Genomic DNA, 16,342 nt, shown 5'->3' with positions numbered 1-16,342 from the left:
GGATATGATAAGTGAAGCATTCAAAATACAGCACAAAAATGGAAGGCCTAAAAAGGCTGTCAGGAAGGAAATTATAAGAAGCATCCGGTTTTCAAAAACAGAATATTTTATTGTTAAACAACAGGCCTCCAGGTCGGGATTAAAAATCACCGTCTATATCCGGCAGATGGCAATGCAAGGAAAAATAATTTCAAGATTATCTGAAGAAGAAAGGCAATTTGTCAGGCAATTAATCGGGATGGCAAATAACCTAAATCAGCTCACAAAGAAGGGACACCAGGAAGGGTTTATTACCGCATCATTGATGTTTGAAAAATATAAAAATTTAGTGGGTGAACTGTTGGAAAAACTAAAAAGAAATGATTAGTAAAGTGGTCATAGGAAAAACATTTTACGGAGCATGCAGGTATATATGCATGGATAAAAGAAGAGCGGTGGTTTTGGAAGCAGATGGTGTAAGGGATTATGATTATAAACTCATGGCTAAAGATTTTGAATTGCAGCAGTCGATGAGACCATCTCTTACAAAGGCAGTCTTTCATGGCATCATCAGCTTTTATCCCGGAGAAAGAATTGAAGATAAAATGATGGCTAAAATCGCCCGAGAATACCTGGCTGAAATCAAGATTACAGACACGCAATTTGCGATTGTAAAGCACATTGATAAAAATCATTCTCACCTGCACATTCTTGCCAATCTTGTGAACAATAATGGAGAAACGATCAAGGATAACTGGATCGGGTTAAAAGGAAAAAAGGTTGCGCAGAAACTCACAAAAAAATATGGATTAAAAGAAGCGATCTCAAAAGATTTATCACTTGTAAATCTGAACGCATTAAATGAAAAGGAAGCGAACCGTTATATCATTTACCAGGCTATTTTGGAAAGTCTCCCACAATGCAGAACCTTAAATGATTTAACGGAAAAGCTGGTGAAAAAAAAGATTGAAACATTATACAAATACAAAGGGCAAACAAACGAGCTACAGGGTATCAATTTTAAGTTGGGAGAGTATAAATATAAGGGCAGTGAGGTAGATAGAAAGTTTTCCATAAATAATCTTCAGAAAATATTACAGCAGCAGCAAGCGGAGAGATTAATAAAATTACCGGCAGATTCATTGTATTCAAAAAGCATTTCTCAAAACAAAGACTTGGAAATAGACAAGCGGTTGAACAAGGATCTGAATATCCTTAATGAATTAATAAAGCCGGAACAACAAGATCAATCGTTAGCAGCTGAATGGAGGTTACAACAAAAGAGAAAGAAAAAATCAAAACGAATACATCTCTAAAAATGAATACTGATGAGTGAAATATTATTACAAGCGATTGTAGAAAAACTGGAAGCTCTGGAAATCGCTTTATTAAAACAAGGTAATGCAGGTAAAGATGAAGAATTAAAAACAGCAGTTAAATCATTTCAATCTGAATTTATAAAGTTCAGTGTCACCTGTAATGTAAACATTGAAAAGATGAATAAATTATCTGAAGAGATACATGCATTAAAAGTTAATTCAGGTAATTCTACACAAAATCAAGTTAAGCACATACATCATTTCCATAAACAGGTATGGCTCTCCGTTAGTTTGTTTATAATTTCTTTATTGCTTGCATATGGATGGATTAATTGCAGCAATGAAAAGAAATCTTTTGAAGCAAATGATATAAAGTATAGATTTTGGAAGGCTAATGGAAACAGTCACTTATTAAAAATCGTTTACTATACCGATAGTTTATATAACCTGGATAAGAACAATTTTATACAACAGGTTGTCCGGTCTGAACGCAATATTGCTAAGCAGGAGAAAATGCATCGGCTTGCAGGTGAAAAAGAAAAAGAAATAAGATAAATGAAGCTGTATCCCTGCCTGAATATTTTCAAGTGACATAATCTTATAGAAATGTCTTATCTATTTTTATTTTTTTTTATGAGCCGATTATTTAGCTTATTCGGCTCATTTTATTCTTTTATTTGAGTCGAGAAATAGGCGCTTTTATTCCGGCCGGCCAAGCCGGTGGGCGTAGCACAAGTTACCTGGCTAATATCTTGAAGAATATAAATCTTTAAGAAAAGCTCTTCTGATTTGAAAGCCAATTTTTTTAAAACGCCTGCTCAATTAAAAGTATCAAGGATGGTTATAGGGTTTTATTAACCATAGAAAGGCAGGCTTACTAAGCTACTCTCAGCATTTTTTCACTCCACATTTTTTTCATGTGAGAGCTTAATCTTTTCGCAGCATCGAGTTTGGAAATGCGGATATATTTCATAAAAGCCTTCTCAGTCTTATGGCCAGTAATTTTCATTAAATCAATTACCGGGAAACCTTGCAGATAGTAATTTGTTGCAAAGGATCTTCTTGCTGTATGGCTGCTAACACACTGCCATAGCTCTAAATTGATGTCATTTGCCAGGCGTCCTTTTTCATTAAATCCTGCAGCTTTGAAAACGTCTTTTATGTAATCATTAAATTTCTGATTACTTATTGTGTTCGGAAGTTTATTGGGATTATGCTTATATTTTTCAAAAATGTCCAGGACAATAGGGTGACAAGGAATGATAACAAGCTCTTTTGTCTTTTGAGTAACAATTTTGATGAAATATTCACTATCAATTTCAATAATATTTTCCGGCATTATGTTCGAAAAATCAGAAAATCTAAGTCCTACCCACGCACCAAAAACGAACAAATCCCTTACATTTTCCAGCCTTTTGGTTTTTGAAAAATCAAACTTGTAAAGTATTTCCAACTCTTTTTCGGTTACATAGACAGCATCCGTCTCTATTTCGCTATATGAAAATTTTTTATGCCTGAACTCATTATTCGTCGTATATCGCAAATCAACAGCCTCTCCCATAAAAACCTTAATAATAGAAATATCTTTTGCTATTGTGTTAGGCGATAAGCCGAGAGTATCCTTTAGATAAGTGGTGTACTTGTAAAAAAAATCAAGATTGATGTTTTCAAAAGTTATTGAATATTTTGTCGCTTTTTGAAAATTCTTTAAATGCTTTGTTACAGCGTGATAGTTCTGCAGACTTGATATGCTTTTATCTTTCCCGCGATTTTTGATTTCACCTCTAATAAATCTATCAGCCAGCAAAAAAAAGTCTGATTTTTCAGGATCAGCTTCAGTCCTATTTTGATTAATTAAATTTTTTAGCCTTGTTTTTATATAAGCCGGATTTGGTATCCCATCTTTCATAGATTCATGGTAAGAGGTAAGACATAAATTTTGTAATCGTTCTAAAAGATCATTTAAAAAAAATTTACCCTCTAATGTTGTCTTATCCTTTTTCTTTATTCTTTCCTTATTGAAATTCCAATCATCAAAATTTACACTTTGCCCAAAAGAAAAAAATAAACGATTACGGTTATATATGAATTGAAGGTATATAGCGCAATCTCCCTTTTTATTTTTTGCCTTTAATCGGAAATGAACTTCGGGGTGACGAGGCATACGATTCGAACTTTTAGTAAAGGTAAAAAAGGTTTCACTAAAGGTTTCACTAAAATCTTATTTTAACTTTTTTACCAATTTGTATTTTTCCACCAAACGTAATCCTGTATTGAATTACAGCGATAAACTAAGTTAAGTTGAGAAAAGTAAATTTAAGTAGGTTCCTGTACTCCCCCTACAGCTAAAAAGGCCTGTAAAAAAATTTTTTTACAGGCCTTTTTATTTAGGACCACTTTCAAAGGGGCGAAAATTTTTATCTTTCAAGCCGTCCCTGCCTTTATCTGGAATTGAATTTTGCTTACCAACTCATTAACATCAAAAGGCTTAGCTATAAAATCATCGGCTTTACAGAATTTTTGAATATCCGTAAAATTAGTGTGCGCCGAAAACATAATTACGGGTATATCTTTGGTCTTTGGGTTATCCTTTAATTTATTGCATACTTCTATCCCGTCAATTCCGGAAAGGAAAACATCAAGCAAAATCAACTGTGGGCAAAAAACTTTGGCTTTAGGAATTACGTCTTCGCCTCTTGGCAAGGCCATTACCTCAAAACCATATCTCTTTAGCACAGTTTCAACAACCCATAAAATGTCCGAATTGTCATCCACAATTAGTATCTTATCCATAAGCTTTTCCATCCTACAATAATTAAACCAGATCATGCTAATGATAAATTTTGGCTCAATATCACCTTTTATCACGAAAAAAATTATATCGTTCGCGGTTTCGACTGTTCTAATCTCTTGTCGACAAGTCTATTTAATGGAAACTTTACTTGTTGTGTATAAACCAATTTTAGATGATTTATTAAAATCTTGTCATGCTGAACGCTATTTTCCATAAAATTTGATTTAAAAAGCACGAAAACAGCAGTTTGTATAATTTAGCCCTAGGTTCTTAAAATATTATTCTGCTGGAAGATCGCCAGCACACGTTTCCACTGTGGACGGGGGAAGATATTCCGCACACCACAATTATCAAACTGGAAATAATGCTCTATTCTCGTAAACTTATACAAATGTTCCTATCGCTGAATTCGATATCCCCTAAAAGCGGTGGAATATTACTGGGAACCATGGAAAAAATTCCTTAGCGTTAAGGTTGGAAATATTTAAAATTATATCTCCAATATATCCTTCAACTTCGAATATCCCGATTTGCTAACCTGTAATTTGGCTCCAGTATTCAGTAAAACCAGGTGGCTGTCTTTTTCATACACTTCAATACGGGTTATAAGCTGCGTATTGACTATATAGGAACGATGTATCCTTACGAATTGATGAACCCCTAGTGACTGTTCAAAAAAACTCATCGTTCTTTTTTTTAAGAATTGTCCTTCGGCCGTTACTATTTTTACATAATCATCCGCGGCTTCCAGGTAATGAATTTGATTTACCGGTATAATTTTAATCTTACTTCCATCTTTAACTACTATGCGGTTTTGCTGCCCCGGCGATTGTGCGGCAGTTTCAATTACCGGTTGTGATGCTGGTATGGAAGACGTGTTTAAATATTTTTGAACAGCCTTATTAAAACGTTCTTTGCTAAATGGCTTTAATAAATAATCAGTCGCATTTAATTCAAATGCTTTTATTGCAAATTCATCAAATGCAGTAGTAAAAATTACAGCAGGTGGATTTTCAATCAGCTCGAGCATTTCAAACCCATTTATTTTAGGCATTTGTACATCAAGAAAAATCAGCGCGGGCTCGTGCTGCACTATTGCCTTCATGCCTTCAAATCCATCTCCACATTCAGCAACTATATCAATTTCCTTATACAATTGTAAATATTCTTTTACAATACTTCTAGCCAGTGGTTCGTCGTCAATAATTATAACTTTCATTTTATTTGCGGTATAAGTATGACTGTAATAAAATTTGCCTGGTTTTTGTGGGTTTTTAACAGATCTTGTCTTGCGAACAAAAGAAATAATCTTCTTTGAATAGAAGATAATCCAAACCCTGTTCCTTTTAGCGGCTGCGATGTTTCTGGATCAAATGGATTTTGCACCATTATTTTCAAATAATTATTTTCTTTTGTTGCTTCCAACTTTATTAATATTTCCCCGGTTGTATCATACAATCCAAATTTAATTGCATTCTCTACCACAGGTTGCAACAATAGAGACGGCAATTTTAATAATAACACCTCATCGGTATAAATTATTTCCGTTTGCAGGCGATGTCCAAAACGAACCTTTTCTATATCAAGATAAAGCCTGAGGTATTGTATTTCTTCTTCGAGCGTACTCCATTGTTGATCATCTTTTTTTAAAGTGCCACGTAAAAAATCGCTTAGCTGCTGTATCATGTGCCTGGCTTTTTCCGGCTGGGTTCCGGTAAGTGCACTTATAGAATTTAGACTGTTGAATAAAAAATGGGGTTGAAGTTGTTGCCTTAATTTGAATAACTCCGCATCCTTTGCAAGACGCTCTGCATCCGCTTTTCTTTCACTCATTGTCTTTTGTTCTTCCTGCGTGTACCAAAGCAGGCTCATCATTGAAAAGCAACCAATCAATAAAAAAGAAATTCCATAACGTATACCGGTTGATTGTGAAAACGACTGAAGATAATGAGGGTCATCATTAAATATTATCCACAAAACTCCTTTTGCTATTAAGAAACAAATCCCGCTTAATCCGAGGCTAACAGTTAAAACGTACCAATACTTCTCTTGCCGTGGTAAATAATATCGCATATTATTTAAAATAAGCACACAGCTTGCAGTAACTAATATGTTACTAATAATTGTGTCGATAATAACCTGGGCAGTTGTTAAGCTAAAATTTTTTAATGTCCCCGTTAATATAATCGAGTAAACTATACTTATTATAGCCCAATAAACTATACCTGCAATTACTAAATTTTTTCTTGCTGTAAACGGAGTATTCAAATTTTATTAGTTTAATGGAATATATTTATGCATACTGTTTTCAAGAATATAATTTGCTCTTTGCTTGGTAGTCTTTATATAACTTTCAGCTTCTTCCTCTTCGCAAATCCGTGAATATAATTCTGCACCATCAATAAGTTCGGTTAAAGGGTGTAATTCTGAAACATCAATAAATTTCCAGTGGACAGGCTTTTGAATATTGTTTAAGAAATTATCTTCTTCAAGATGACCCGTTGTGCGTGCTTTCTGAAAAGCATGCAAATCATCTTCAGCATATACCAACCTCAATTGTTCATCGAATTGAGGTGTGTGCATTCCTTCGCCACAAATAATTCTGTAAACCAGTTTTGCAAGATACCATTTCATATAATTGATTTTATAAGATGAATAACTTAATGTAATAGTTAATAAAAATTGAGAGTTAATAATTAATTATTTCTATACCTCCAAAAACACAAGTGCCATGAAGAACTAATACTTTGCCGGGATCAGTAACTCCTGCAACATTTCTTTTATCTTCAATACCCCCAAACACTGCAGTAACTTCATTTTTTACATCCCAGTTGGAGGGCACAATTAATTTAGTTCCGCCAAATACATTGTTAACCTCAAGATTTATCGGTTTCTGCATATCTGCTTTCATAAGATTAAGTTCGGCGCCTCCCATAAAACAGTTTATTTCACCGCCCTTAAAATTTTTTGATAGAATAATTTTTTTCACACTTCCAAATACAGCATTGATTTCAACGTATTCAGCAGTATCTTCTGTAAACTCTGCATCAGCTTTCGCCTCAGAATAATTTGACGGTGGAGTATAGTTTGGAGGTTCATAAAATGATCTGCGCCATCGTCTGTCATACCGTCCGCCCCACGTATGTCTTGGTCTGAAGATGTATATAATCCCAACAGCTATAAGTATTGCAGGCAGAATATAATCATGGAATTTTAAGTCCGGACTTGTTTGATCAATTAAAAAAATACCGCCGATTACAATCATAATAAATGCTCCGGGATTGTGAAACCTGCTTTTAATGCCCGTTAAAAAACCCAACGCAATTAATAATACCGGCCAGGTAAAAACCCATGCGGGAACAGGAGCACCCATTTTATAAGCCAGCAATAAACATCCTGCTATTAATAAAATAATACCGCTCCACACCCTTGGCCGTCTTTCGCCACCAAACTTGTTTATCTCATTTTCGTTCTTTTCCATAAAATTTATTTAATAAGACACAAAACTAAAAGCAGAAATTATACTTTGAAATACCAGATAGGTTCACAGCGCAAATAGATCGGTGAGCTGCGGAATAATATCGGCAAGCATTTTATTCCGAAATTTTAAAGCAAAAAAATAATTACAACATTTAATATTATCGTTACATTCTTAAACACTGACGTAAGGCTTACATTTGCCGACTATGGCGCAAAAAAAATTAAAAAGATTTGCCGAGATAAAAGAATTTCCAAATGTGCTGGAATATCCTGAAAACATTGCCGGTAAATGGAATGAATTTTTTAAAAACAATTATCCTGTTACGCTGGAACTAGCTTGTGGCAAAGGTGAATATGCTGTTGGTCTTGGGCAATTGTATCCTCAAAAAAATTTTATTGGGGTCGATATAAAGGGAAATCGCATTTGGGTGGGCGCTAAATCTGCTTTGGATAAAAATCTAAAAAATGTTGGTTTTCTTCGTACACAAATTCATAAAATAGATACTTATTTTACTAAGAATGAAGTAGAAGAAATATGGATTACGTTTCCCGATCCGCAATTAAGAATATCGAAAGCAAATAGAAGGCTGACTCATCCACGATACCTGAGGCTATATAAAAATATTTTGAAAACAGGAGGTAAAATTCATTTGAAAACAGATTCCCCCGACTTGTATAATTTTACAAAAACTGTTATTGAATTGTATAACCTTACTCTAAATTTGGATATTGATGATGTATATAAACAAGAACCAGTTTCTCCGGAATTAAATATTAAAACTTATTACGAAAGTCTTGATATTGCGAAAAGCAAAAAAAATTTTTATTTATGTTTTTCTTTACCGGAAAAAATAATTGATAAAGACAATGATCTTGATACAATTTTAAAGAATACAACGAATGACCAGCAGTGATGATAATTTTATAGAAGGAATACATTTTTATTACAATGAAAATAATTTTCTTGTATTCACTGAAAAGTATCATTTGCAAAGAGGTTATTGTTGTGGTAACGGATGCAGGCATTGTCCATATAATTATGAAAACGTATCGCAACCATTAAAAAATAAATTGATTGCAGAACAAAAAAATGTCAAAAAAAATAAGAAAGAATATTAAGAAAGAATCGCCACGAGCTACAACAAAGCAATATAGTTTTTTTCAAGATGTCTATGAAGTAGTAAGGCAAATTCCTAAAGGAAGAGTTACTTCTTTCGGTGCTATTGCCAATTATTTGGGCACTAAACTTTCAGCCCGAATGGTAGGCTGGGCAATGAATGGCGCACATAGCGTTATTCCAAAAGTACCTGCACATCGTGTTGTTAACCGCAATGGGATGCTTAGTGGTAAAGCGCATTTTGGTACGCCAACACTGATGGAAGAATTGTTACAGAAAGAAAAAATTAAAGTAGAGAACGATACGGTTGTTGATTTTGAAAAATTGTTTTGGGATCCTTACAAAGAATTGGGGTTATAAAAATTATTATACAAAAAAAAGTTTTATCAATTATAATAAGGCTTTATCATTAAATAAACAGTGACTCCTGTTATTGCAACATAAAACCAAATAGGCCATGTTATTCTTGCCAGTTTCATGTGCCTTCCATAATCTGCAGTTAAAGCCCTGTAAGCTGTAAATAAAATAAAAGGAAGAATTATACCGGCCAGGGGAATATGTGTTGCAAGGATAAAATAATAAACATATCGCATAGTTCCAGCCAGCGATTTTTCATCAGCGCTCAAAATACCATCATGGTTAAGATCCCCGTATTTGGTATCTCCGGCTAACAAATGATGACAGATGTAGGAAATTAAAAAAAGCAATGAAAGAATAATTGCCGTTAGCATTAATTTCTTATGCAAATAAAAATTTTTGGATTTTACTGCAAATAATGCTGCAACCAATAATACCGCTACAATTGAATTGATGATTGCATTTATTGTGGCAAAAATATGTGGGTTAAAACTTAAGTGAATAATTAATTTTACTTCCGATAGAAATGCTACTGCTGCAAATACAATTATAGAAACAGTCCAGATAGATATTTTTGCCTTTTTATCATTGCGTTGTAAAATCGGTTTGGGTAATTTATCCTTAATTTTTGCTTCCATTAATTAATTCTTATTTAAAAATCTACCCTAACTATTTTGTAAGAGCCCTTTTAGAAATTGTCCGAAAGTTTTCTTCTGATCTTTTTCGAGCATCAATAAAGGAATGTCTCTTACTAATTTTTTTTGAGCAGTTGTATCAAAGCCATTGTACCATCCTCTTATAACTCTTTCTTTATCGATCAGGAAAAAATTCTCTGTATGGATAAAGGCTGTATCTACATTTGTGTCTGCTATATCCGCTTTCATTTCATTTATGGCGAAGTGATATATACTGTCCCTGTTACCTGTAAGCACCCACCAGCTATCAGGATCTACATTAAATTTTTCCGCCCATTTTCTTAACTCAGGAACTGAATCATGAACCGGGTCTACAGAGATAGAAACAAATTGAACTATTGAATCATTATTAGTAAATGAATTCTGGAGCTTTTTCATCGCTTTAGCAAGCTTTGGACAAATTGAAGGACAACGTGTGAAAAAGAAATCAAGCACAATTATTTTCCCTTTCAAATCGGCAAAGGAAACTTTTTTCCCAAACTGGTTAGTAAGCTCAATATTACTTAAATGATGCCAAGCGGTGTCATTAATAGATTTACCATTTTTATACGATACAGTTACGCTATCATAAAAATAACGGGGAGGCATTTGCGTATCTCTTTTACTGTAATAATCGGTTAACAGGTAGCCGACTGTTGGCAATAATATTGCGATCATTAAAGCCAGTAGTGCTTTTTTTCTCATTAGTAATATCTTTCTAAAACAAAATTAGCCATCACACAATGGCGATGGCTAATTAATATTTTTTTTAACTGAATAATAATTCCTATCAATTTTTTTCTCCTTCTTTCATAGCAGGAACAGGTTGATGTTGAACTTTTTCAATGTATGGACGGCTACCCGCATCGGTATTACGCAGGTTTCTATAGCTATTCCCTTCGTATAAGAATGTAAAAATAAACCAAATAAAAAGAAGCGCCGGTATTCCAAGAGACATAATAAGATTTCTTACCTCATCTCCCAAGTGCATAAAAATTGATATAATATAAAATGCTTTTGCCAATGTAAGAATTGTTATAACACCTTTTAAAAATAAAATGAGTGTTTCGCTTGGATTAGCTTCCAAATCTATATAATAAATAGATAGCCCGAGTCCCAATTCAATAATGGTAAGTATTAATAATATCCAGAAGGCCTTCCATATTCTCTTAACCTGTGCTTCGCCATGACTATGATCAATTGCATGTGTTGTTGTAACTGCAGACATATAATTTCTTTAATCTTTGAACTAAATATTTTTCTTTCTCTTAAAAAATTAAATTAAATAAAAACAAAGGAATACAAAAACCCATACAAGGTCCACGAAGTGCCAGTATAGCCCGGCTTTTTCAATCATCTCATAATGGCCACGTTTTTGAAAATCGCCTATTTTGGTTTTAATGAGCATAACTAAATTTATTACAACCCCACTAAATACGTGAAAGCCATGAAACCCTGTAATACCAAAGAAATATCCTCCAAATGCAACAGGGCCAGGTGTGGCAACCATTTCGCCATTAAACATTACGTGTGGCCCCCATGGGTTGTGGCTTGTTGTTGTTCCCCAATATTGTATAACGCCATCTACTAAAACTTTATGACGACTTGTGATAAGGTGAGTCCATTCCCAGGCCTGGCAGGTTAAAAATGCCAGCCCACCGAGTATGGTAAGTATCATCCATTTTTCAACACCCTTTTTATTCATTTTATGTCCTTCATGCACAGCCAATACCATTGTTACAGAGCTGAAAATAAGAATGAAAGTCATTAAACTTACAAATGCCAAAGGAAGGTTCGCCTCCCCTGTTAATGGAAATTTGTTGAAGACATAATTATGATCAACCCAGTTGTTGAGGCTGAAACGTATGGAGCCATAGGAAATTAAAAATGCACCAAAGGTGAAAGAATCACTCATTAAAAAAAACCACATCATCAATTTCCCGTAGCTAACGTTATAGGGGCTTTTGCCGCCGCTCCATAACTGTGATTTTGTTCTTGTCAGCGCTGTTTCCATTTATTAGTCGTTAAAAAGTTGTTACAAAAATAAATTAATTGTTCAATTATTATAGCGTTTATTATTTCAATGCCTCTATCAATTGTGGCGTTTCCATTATCTTATCATTGATAAAAATATTAACAGGTATATCCATAGCAGATCTACAAAATGCCAATAGGTATTAATAAGATCAACCGGAACAATATTATAAGTTTTTACTCTTGGGCTATATGCTTTTACTAATACAATTCCAAGAGCTACTACACCTCCTATTACATGCAATGCATGCAGGCCTACGAGTATGTATAAAAATGAAAATGATACATTCTTTGTAAGCGTAATACCGCTATGCCATAATTGGGTAAATCCTATATACTGCATCAATACAAATGCAATTCCCAATACCAAAGTAATTGCAAGCCAAAGCCTGTATTGCTTCATTTGCCTTTGCCTGAAATAATTTCGGCTAATGATTATCGTTATGCTGCTTATAATTATTACTGCTGTAGAATACCAAAAAATTTGTGGTAATTCAAAAGTGATCCAATTCGCCAGGTTGCGCTTTATGATGTAGGCACTGGTTAACCCTGTAAACATCATTATGATGCTTGCCAAAGCAATCCACAAAGTAAATTTGTGTGGATGTATTCTTTTATTTTCCTGCTTCATCACGGCTATCATAAATTATCAGTCCTTTCTAAGTAATTGTTTTTAATTCTTTTCCCAATCTCACTTTACAGTTTATCAAATAATAATGATAAGAGAACAACCAGCAAATAAAAGTAAGATCCAAACATTACTTTTCTTGCGGCCTTCACATTCATTTGTATAAACAGCATTATGCTTAAGTATACCATTGTAAGATTACAGGCCAATAAAATCCACAACGAAATATTTCCACTTAAATGAAAATAAAAGGGCAACATTCCTACAGGTATCATGAGCATTGAATAAATAACTGATTGCAACGCAGTAAATTTAGTAGGCCCTTCCCTGCCGGGTAATAATTTAAATCCCGCTTTTTCGTAATCCTTATGAGCGACCCAAGCTATCGCCCAAAAATGTGGAAATTGCCATAAAAACTGTATACCAAATAATATCCATCCTCCTGCACTAAATCCATCTGTGGCGGCCACCCATCCTATTAAACAGGGTAATGCTCCCGGGAAAGCGCCCACCAATACCGAAATTGAATTTATTTTTTTAAGAGGCGTATAGATAAATGCATATAAAACCAAACTGAATAAACCAAGCATCGCACTCAGCCAGTTAAAGTAATATCCCATTAAAATAACCCCGGCAAGTCCCGTAAGGAGAGAAAACATCCATGCTTCATTCACTCCCATTCTTCCTGCAGTTACAGGCCGGCCCGCTGTTCGCTTCATCAGCGCGTCCGTATCTTTCTCTACTATCTGGTTAATTGCATTAGCCGAACCAGTTATCAGCATCCCGGCAATAAATAATAAAAGAACTGATAGAAAATTAAATTGAATATTTGGCGCCAGCAGATAACAAACCACGCAACTAAAAACAACTGTAAAGCTTAATGTAAATTTTATCAGCTGAAAGTAATCTTTCACTTTACTTGCAAGTGCAAACGAAAATGAATTTGGTAAATCTGTTGCCACATTATTCATCTATAAATTCTATTTTAAAAAAGCCCTGAATGTTCAGGGCATTAGTATAAATTTAAATTATTACCACATTAACCATAACGCCGCAAAATTAATGTCGCTGTTCATCTGCTCCCACAGGTTCTGTCTGCGGAATAAAATCTCTTCCATCTTTTCCATAATCATAAGCCCAGCGATGAACTTCCGGAATTTCACCAGGCCAATTTCCATGTCCAGGCCTAATAGGTGTGGTCCATTCCAAAGTATTAGCGCCCCATGGATTCGTGGTAGTAACTTTTCTGCCTTTAAATATCGAATAGAAGAAATTAAAAATAAACAATAGCTGAACGGAAAAAACTATCATGGCAACTACGCTTATAAATTCGTTGAGCCCCCCAAACATTTTAAATGATTCCCAGTTGCTAAAATCATAATAACGTCTTGGCATACCCGCTAATCCTTCGTAATGCATAGGCCAGAATATACAATAAGCCCCGGCTATCGTTACCCAGAAATGGATGTAGGCAAGTGTATTATTCATATATCTGCCATACATTTTAGGATACCAGTGATAAATGCCGGCAAACATCCCAAACATAGAAGCAACTCCCATAACAAGGTGAAAATGCGCAATTACAAAATAAGTATCGTGCAAATGAATATCAAGAGACGAGTTACCCAGCCATATCCCTGTTAATCCCCCCGAAATAAATAAACTCACAAAACCGATTGCAAAAAGCATAGCGGGTGTAAAGCGAATATTGCCTTTCCACAACGTGGTAAGCCAATTGAATACTTTTATGGCTGAAGGTACTGCTATAAGCAAAGTAAGCAATACAAAGAATGAGCCCAGGAAGGGATTCATTCCAGTTACAAACATATGATGTGCCCAAACCATGAAAGATAAGCTTGCAATTGCAAAAAAAGAACCCACCATTGCCATATAGCCAAATATTGGTTTCCTTGAATTTACCGATATTACTTCAGACGTAATACCCATAGCCGGTAAGGCAATAATATAAACTTCCGGGTGGCCCAAAAACCAAAATAAATGTTGAAATAAAATAGGGCTTCCTCCCTGATTAGGAAGAATTTTTCCATTGATCACGATATCGCTAAGGTAAAAGCTGGTTCCAAGATGACGGTCAAATAACAATAATACTACGGCTGACAATAACACAGGGAATGATAACACTCCTAATACAGCAGTAAAGAAAAATGCCCAAATGGTAAGAGGCATTCTGGTCATACTCATTCCTTTAGTCCGCATATTCAAAATGGTAGAAATGTAATTCAATCCACCAAGGAGTACCGAAATTATAAACATCGCAATACTTGCAAGCCATAAATCCATCCCCATTTTCGCGCCATCTGAAGCCTCACCCAAAGCACTTAAAGGTGGATATATAGTCCAACCCCCGCTTGCCGGACCTGTTTGAACAAATAGGGAAGAAAACATTATAACAGATGATAAAAAGAAAAACCAGTAGGAGAGCATATTCAAAAAAGGAGAAGCCATATCTCTTGCTCCCGCTTGCAAGGGTATCAAAAAGTTGGAAAAAGTTCCACTCAATCCAGCCGTAAGCACAAAAAATACAAGAATGGTTCCGTGCATGGTAACCAGTGCATAATAAAATTCAGGATCAATCTTACCACCTTTTCCCCAATGGCCTAAAATATCTTCAAGAAATGGAAATGTTTGATCAGGATATCCCAATTGCAAGCGAAATATTACAGAAAATAATCCTCCAATAACAGCCCAGATTATTCCTGTAATAAGAAACTGCTTTGAGATCATTTTATGATCCTGGCTAAATACATATTTTGTAATAAAAGTTTCTTTATGATGGTGCGTGTGCGCCTCATGGCCCAGATCATGCACTACCAGCGGTGTCTCATGTATAACCTCGTCGTTGTTCATAATGATATATTTTAAAAAGCCTTTGGGCTTAAATTTTATTTCTTAATATTTTGTGCTACGCTCTTAGAAGTTGAATCATTTACGGCAACTTTGTCAGGATCCAGGTCTGGGAAAGCTTTGTAATATTCAGGTTTTTGAGAAGCCATATACGCATCAAACTCCGGTTGCGTTTCAACAATAATAACACCGCGCATTGTATAATGTCCTCTACCACATAACTGATCACAAGCTATCTCGTAGGTAAAATCAGGATTACCTGTTTTTTCCTTCATTTGTGCGGTAGTATAAATTGGCGTAAACCACATAGTAGTGGGAGTGCCGGGTACAGCATCCATCTTCATACGAAAATGGGGAAGCCCAACATCATGAATAACATCCTGGGAATTTATTACAAGTTTTACGGGTTTATTTACCACCACATGCATAGTTGTTGCTACATGTATATCATCGTGACTTGCTGCATCGGACCAATCAACGCCTAATGGATTTGCCTTTGCAGGATTTGTAAGTTTATAATTTTTTCTTCCCAGTACTCCATCCTTTCCAGGGTATCGAATTTCCCATCCAAACTGATGACCTGTTATTTCAACTAACTGCGCCGTTTTTGGTGCATCGGATGTAAACTTAAACCAGTACTTCAACCCAAAGACAACTAACACTGTTAATACTATTGCCGGTATTCCCGTCCATATTAATTCTAATTTATTACTGTGCGTAAAATATAATGGTTTTCTTTTGTCGCTTTCCTGGTATTTAAAAGAAAACCAAAACAATAATATTTGAGTTATAAAAAACACCGTTCCTGTTACCACAATGGTAATCCATAACATAGTATCTATACTTTTCCCTTCTACAGAGGCAGCTCCCTGAGTAAATAAAGTCTTAGGATAATACAACTTATTACAATACCACACGCCTATAAGACCTGCAATTAGAAAGGCGATCATAAAAAATCCATTTATTTTATTATTCTGCTTCCTGGATTTTTCTTCACCCTTTAAAATGCTTACATATTCACTGGCTTTTGATATCTGGAAAATAACCAGGAATATCAGCACAATGATCGCTATCAAAAAAAAGTCAGTCATGTTT

General features: G+C 34.8%; 20 protein-coding genes. 6 read left to right on the top strand and 14 right to left on the bottom strand.

Going from position 1 to position 16,342, the window contains the following annotated elements:
• The first annotated feature begins 4 nt into the window (after nt 1-4).
• The 3 genes from FW778_RS08540 to FW778_RS08530 are packed head-to-tail and all read left to right on the top strand — an operon-like array spanning nt 5 to nt 1,853.
• A complete protein-coding gene (locus FW778_RS08540; protein WP_150414177.1) occupies nt 5-367 on the top strand; it encodes a plasmid mobilization protein in 363 nt (120 codons plus the stop codon).
• A complete protein-coding gene (locus FW778_RS08535) occupies nt 360-1,295 on the top strand; it encodes a relaxase/mobilization nuclease domain-containing protein (protein ID WP_150414176.1) in 936 nt (311 codons plus the stop codon). The genes FW778_RS08540 and FW778_RS08535 overlap by 8 nt, the downstream gene beginning before the upstream one ends.
• A gap of 12 nt (nt 1,296-1,307) precedes the next feature.
• Nucleotides 1,308-1,853 (top strand): hypothetical protein, encoded by a 546-nt coding sequence (locus FW778_RS08530; protein ID WP_150414175.1) that lies wholly within the window; start codon nt 1,308-1,310, stop codon nt 1,851-1,853.
• Between the two features lie 322 nt (nt 1,854-2,175).
• Here FW778_RS08530 and FW778_RS08525 read toward each other — a convergent pair whose 3' ends face one another.
• From FW778_RS08525 to FW778_RS08500, 6 genes are all read right to left on the bottom strand, one after another.
• Nucleotides 2,176-3,462, bottom strand: a complete 1,287-nt coding sequence (locus FW778_RS08525; protein ID WP_150414174.1) for a site-specific integrase — start codon at nt 3,460-3,462, stop codon at nt 2,176-2,178.
• Nucleotides 3,463-3,722: 260 nt separating this feature from the next.
• Nucleotides 3,723-4,103: a response regulator gene (locus tag FW778_RS08520; protein ID WP_235906163.1), complete on the bottom strand. Its 381-nt coding sequence runs from the start codon at nt 4,101-4,103 to the stop codon at nt 3,723-3,725.
• Between the two features lie 479 nt (nt 4,104-4,582).
• Nucleotides 4,583-5,311 carry a LytR/AlgR family response regulator transcription factor gene (locus tag FW778_RS08515; RefSeq protein WP_150414172.1) on the bottom strand — a complete coding sequence of 243 codons (729 nt, stop codon included), beginning with the start codon at nt 5,309-5,311 and terminating at the stop codon, nt 4,583-4,585.
• Nucleotides 5,308-6,360: a sensor histidine kinase gene (locus FW778_RS08510; RefSeq protein ID WP_235906162.1), complete on the bottom strand. Its 1,053-nt coding sequence runs from the start codon at nt 6,358-6,360 to the stop codon at nt 5,308-5,310. Before FW778_RS08510 ends, FW778_RS08515 begins: the two co-directional genes overlap by 4 nt.
• A gap of 6 nt (nt 6,361-6,366) precedes the next feature.
• A complete protein-coding gene (locus FW778_RS08505) occupies nt 6,367-6,726 on the bottom strand; it encodes a DUF4288 domain-containing protein (RefSeq protein WP_150414171.1) in 360 nt (119 codons plus the stop codon).
• A 55-nt stretch (nt 6,727-6,781) separates the two neighbouring features.
• Nucleotides 6,782-7,573 (bottom strand): LiaF transmembrane domain-containing protein, encoded by a 792-nt coding sequence (locus FW778_RS08500; RefSeq protein WP_150414170.1) that lies wholly within the window; start codon nt 7,571-7,573, stop codon nt 6,782-6,784.
• Between the two features lie 205 nt (nt 7,574-7,778).
• Between FW778_RS08500 and trmB the strand changes: the two genes are divergently transcribed.
• The 3 genes from trmB to FW778_RS08485 are packed head-to-tail and all read left to right on the top strand — an operon-like array spanning nt 7,779 to nt 9,049.
• On the top strand, nt 7,779-8,486 hold the full coding sequence (trmB, locus tag FW778_RS08495) for a tRNA (guanosine(46)-N7)-methyltransferase TrmB (RefSeq protein ID WP_150414169.1): 708 nt from the start codon (nt 7,779-7,781) through the stop codon (nt 8,484-8,486).
• Nucleotides 8,473-8,691: a DUF5522 domain-containing protein gene (locus FW778_RS08490; RefSeq protein WP_150414168.1), complete on the top strand. Its 219-nt coding sequence runs from the start codon at nt 8,473-8,475 to the stop codon at nt 8,689-8,691. Before trmB ends, FW778_RS08490 begins: the two co-directional genes overlap by 14 nt.
• On the top strand, nt 8,663-9,049 hold the full coding sequence (locus FW778_RS08485) for an MGMT family protein (protein WP_150414167.1): 387 nt from the start codon (nt 8,663-8,665) through the stop codon (nt 9,047-9,049). Before FW778_RS08490 ends, FW778_RS08485 begins: the two co-directional genes overlap by 29 nt.
• Nucleotides 9,050-9,075: 26 nt before the next feature.
• Here FW778_RS08485 and FW778_RS08480 read toward each other — a convergent pair whose 3' ends face one another.
• The 8 genes from FW778_RS08480 to FW778_RS08445 form a co-directional block, all read right to left on the bottom strand.
• Nucleotides 9,076-9,684, bottom strand: a complete 609-nt coding sequence (locus FW778_RS08480; protein WP_150414166.1) for a DUF420 domain-containing protein — start codon at nt 9,682-9,684, stop codon at nt 9,076-9,078.
• A 27-nt stretch (nt 9,685-9,711) separates the two neighbouring features.
• Entirely contained in the window at nt 9,712-10,425 is a 714-nt protein-coding gene (locus tag FW778_RS08475) for an SCO family protein (RefSeq protein WP_150414165.1), read from the bottom strand.
• A gap of 85 nt (nt 10,426-10,510) precedes the next feature.
• A complete protein-coding gene (locus FW778_RS08470) occupies nt 10,511-10,948 on the bottom strand; it encodes a cytochrome C oxidase subunit IV family protein (RefSeq protein WP_150414164.1) in 438 nt (145 codons plus the stop codon).
• A gap of 48 nt (nt 10,949-10,996) precedes the next feature.
• The gene (locus FW778_RS08465) at nt 10,997-11,734 is read right to left on the bottom strand and encodes a cytochrome c oxidase subunit 3 (RefSeq protein ID WP_150414163.1); all 738 of its coding nucleotides are present in this window, start codon (nt 11,732-11,734) and stop codon (nt 10,997-10,999) included.
• A 96-nt stretch (nt 11,735-11,830) separates the two neighbouring features.
• The gene (locus tag FW778_RS08460) at nt 11,831-12,385 is read right to left on the bottom strand and encodes a cytochrome c oxidase subunit 3 (protein ID WP_235906161.1); all 555 of its coding nucleotides are present in this window, start codon (nt 12,383-12,385) and stop codon (nt 11,831-11,833) included.
• 65 nt (nt 12,386-12,450) lie between these two features.
• Nucleotides 12,451-13,353: a heme o synthase gene (gene cyoE, locus FW778_RS08455; RefSeq protein WP_150414161.1), complete on the bottom strand. Its 903-nt coding sequence runs from the start codon at nt 13,351-13,353 to the stop codon at nt 12,451-12,453.
• 88 nt (nt 13,354-13,441) lie between these two features.
• Nucleotides 13,442-15,250: a cytochrome c oxidase subunit I gene (locus FW778_RS08450; RefSeq protein ID WP_150414160.1), complete on the bottom strand. Its 1,809-nt coding sequence runs from the start codon at nt 15,248-15,250 to the stop codon at nt 13,442-13,444.
• Nucleotides 15,251-15,285: 35 nt separating this feature from the next.
• Complete coding sequence (locus FW778_RS08445) at nt 15,286-16,338, bottom strand: cytochrome c oxidase subunit II (protein ID WP_150414159.1); 1,053 nt, start codon at nt 16,336-16,338, stop codon at nt 15,286-15,288.
• Nucleotides 16,339-16,342 lie beyond the last annotated feature (4 nt).

It is taken from the genome of Ginsengibacter hankyongi, assembly GCF_008710285.1.
GTDB classification, from domain to species: Bacteria; Bacteroidota; Bacteroidia; order Chitinophagales; family Chitinophagaceae; genus Ginsengibacter; species Ginsengibacter hankyongi.
Note: the sequence above shows the minus strand (reverse complement) of the source record. Positions and strands in the feature narration are given on the sequence as shown.

Coding starts and splice junctions, on each gene's coding strand:
- FW778_RS08470 (WP_150414164.1), bottom strand. CDS start 10,948: ATGTCTGCAGTTACAACAACACATGCAATTGATCATAGTCATGGCGAA.
- FW778_RS08505 (WP_150414171.1), bottom strand. CDS start 6,726: ATGAAATGGTATCTTGCAAAACTGGTTTACAGAATTATTTGTGGCGAA.
- FW778_RS08500 (WP_150414170.1), bottom strand. CDS start 7,573: ATGGAAAAGAACGAAAATGAGATAAACAAGTTTGGTGGCGAAAGACGG.
- FW778_RS08480 (WP_150414166.1), bottom strand. CDS start 9,684: ATGGAAGCAAAAATTAAGGATAAATTACCCAAACCGATTTTACAACGC.
- FW778_RS08530 (WP_150414175.1), top strand. CDS start 1,308: ATGAGTGAAATATTATTACAAGCGATTGTAGAAAAACTGGAAGCTCTG.
- FW778_RS08535 (WP_150414176.1), top strand. CDS start 360: ATGATTAGTAAAGTGGTCATAGGAAAAACATTTTACGGAGCATGCAGG.
- FW778_RS08450 (WP_150414160.1), bottom strand. CDS start 15,250: ATGAACAACGACGAGGTTATACATGAGACACCGCTGGTAGTGCATGAT.
- FW778_RS08540 (WP_150414177.1), top strand. CDS start 5: ATGATAAGTGAAGCATTCAAAATACAGCACAAAAATGGAAGGCCTAAA.
- FW778_RS08490 (WP_150414168.1), top strand. CDS start 8,473: ATGACCAGCAGTGATGATAATTTTATAGAAGGAATACATTTTTATTAC.
- FW778_RS08475 (WP_150414165.1), bottom strand. CDS start 10,425: ATGAGAAAAAAAGCACTACTGGCTTTAATGATCGCAATATTATTGCCA.
- FW778_RS08520 (WP_235906163.1), bottom strand. CDS start 4,103: ATGGAAAAGCTTATGGATAAGATACTAATTGTGGATGACAATTCGGAC.
- FW778_RS08525 (WP_150414174.1), bottom strand. CDS start 3,462: ATGCCTCGTCACCCCGAAGTTCATTTCCGATTAAAGGCAAAAAATAAA.
- trmB (WP_150414169.1), top strand. CDS start 7,779: ATGGCGCAAAAAAAATTAAAAAGATTTGCCGAGATAAAAGAATTTCCA.
- FW778_RS08460 (WP_235906161.1), bottom strand. CDS start 12,385: ATGAAGCAGGAAAATAAAAGAATACATCCACACAAATTTACTTTGTGG.
- cyoE (WP_150414161.1), bottom strand. CDS start 13,353: ATGAATAATGTGGCAACAGATTTACCAAATTCATTTTCGTTTGCACTT.
- FW778_RS08465 (WP_150414163.1), bottom strand. CDS start 11,734: ATGGAAACAGCGCTGACAAGAACAAAATCACAGTTATGGAGCGGCGGC.
- FW778_RS08445 (WP_150414159.1), bottom strand. CDS start 16,338: ATGACTGACTTTTTTTTGATAGCGATCATTGTGCTGATATTCCTGGTT.
- FW778_RS08485 (WP_150414167.1), top strand. CDS start 8,663: ATGTCAAAAAAAATAAGAAAGAATATTAAGAAAGAATCGCCACGAGCT.
- FW778_RS08515 (WP_150414172.1), bottom strand. CDS start 5,311: ATGAAAGTTATAATTATTGACGACGAACCACTGGCTAGAAGTATTGTA.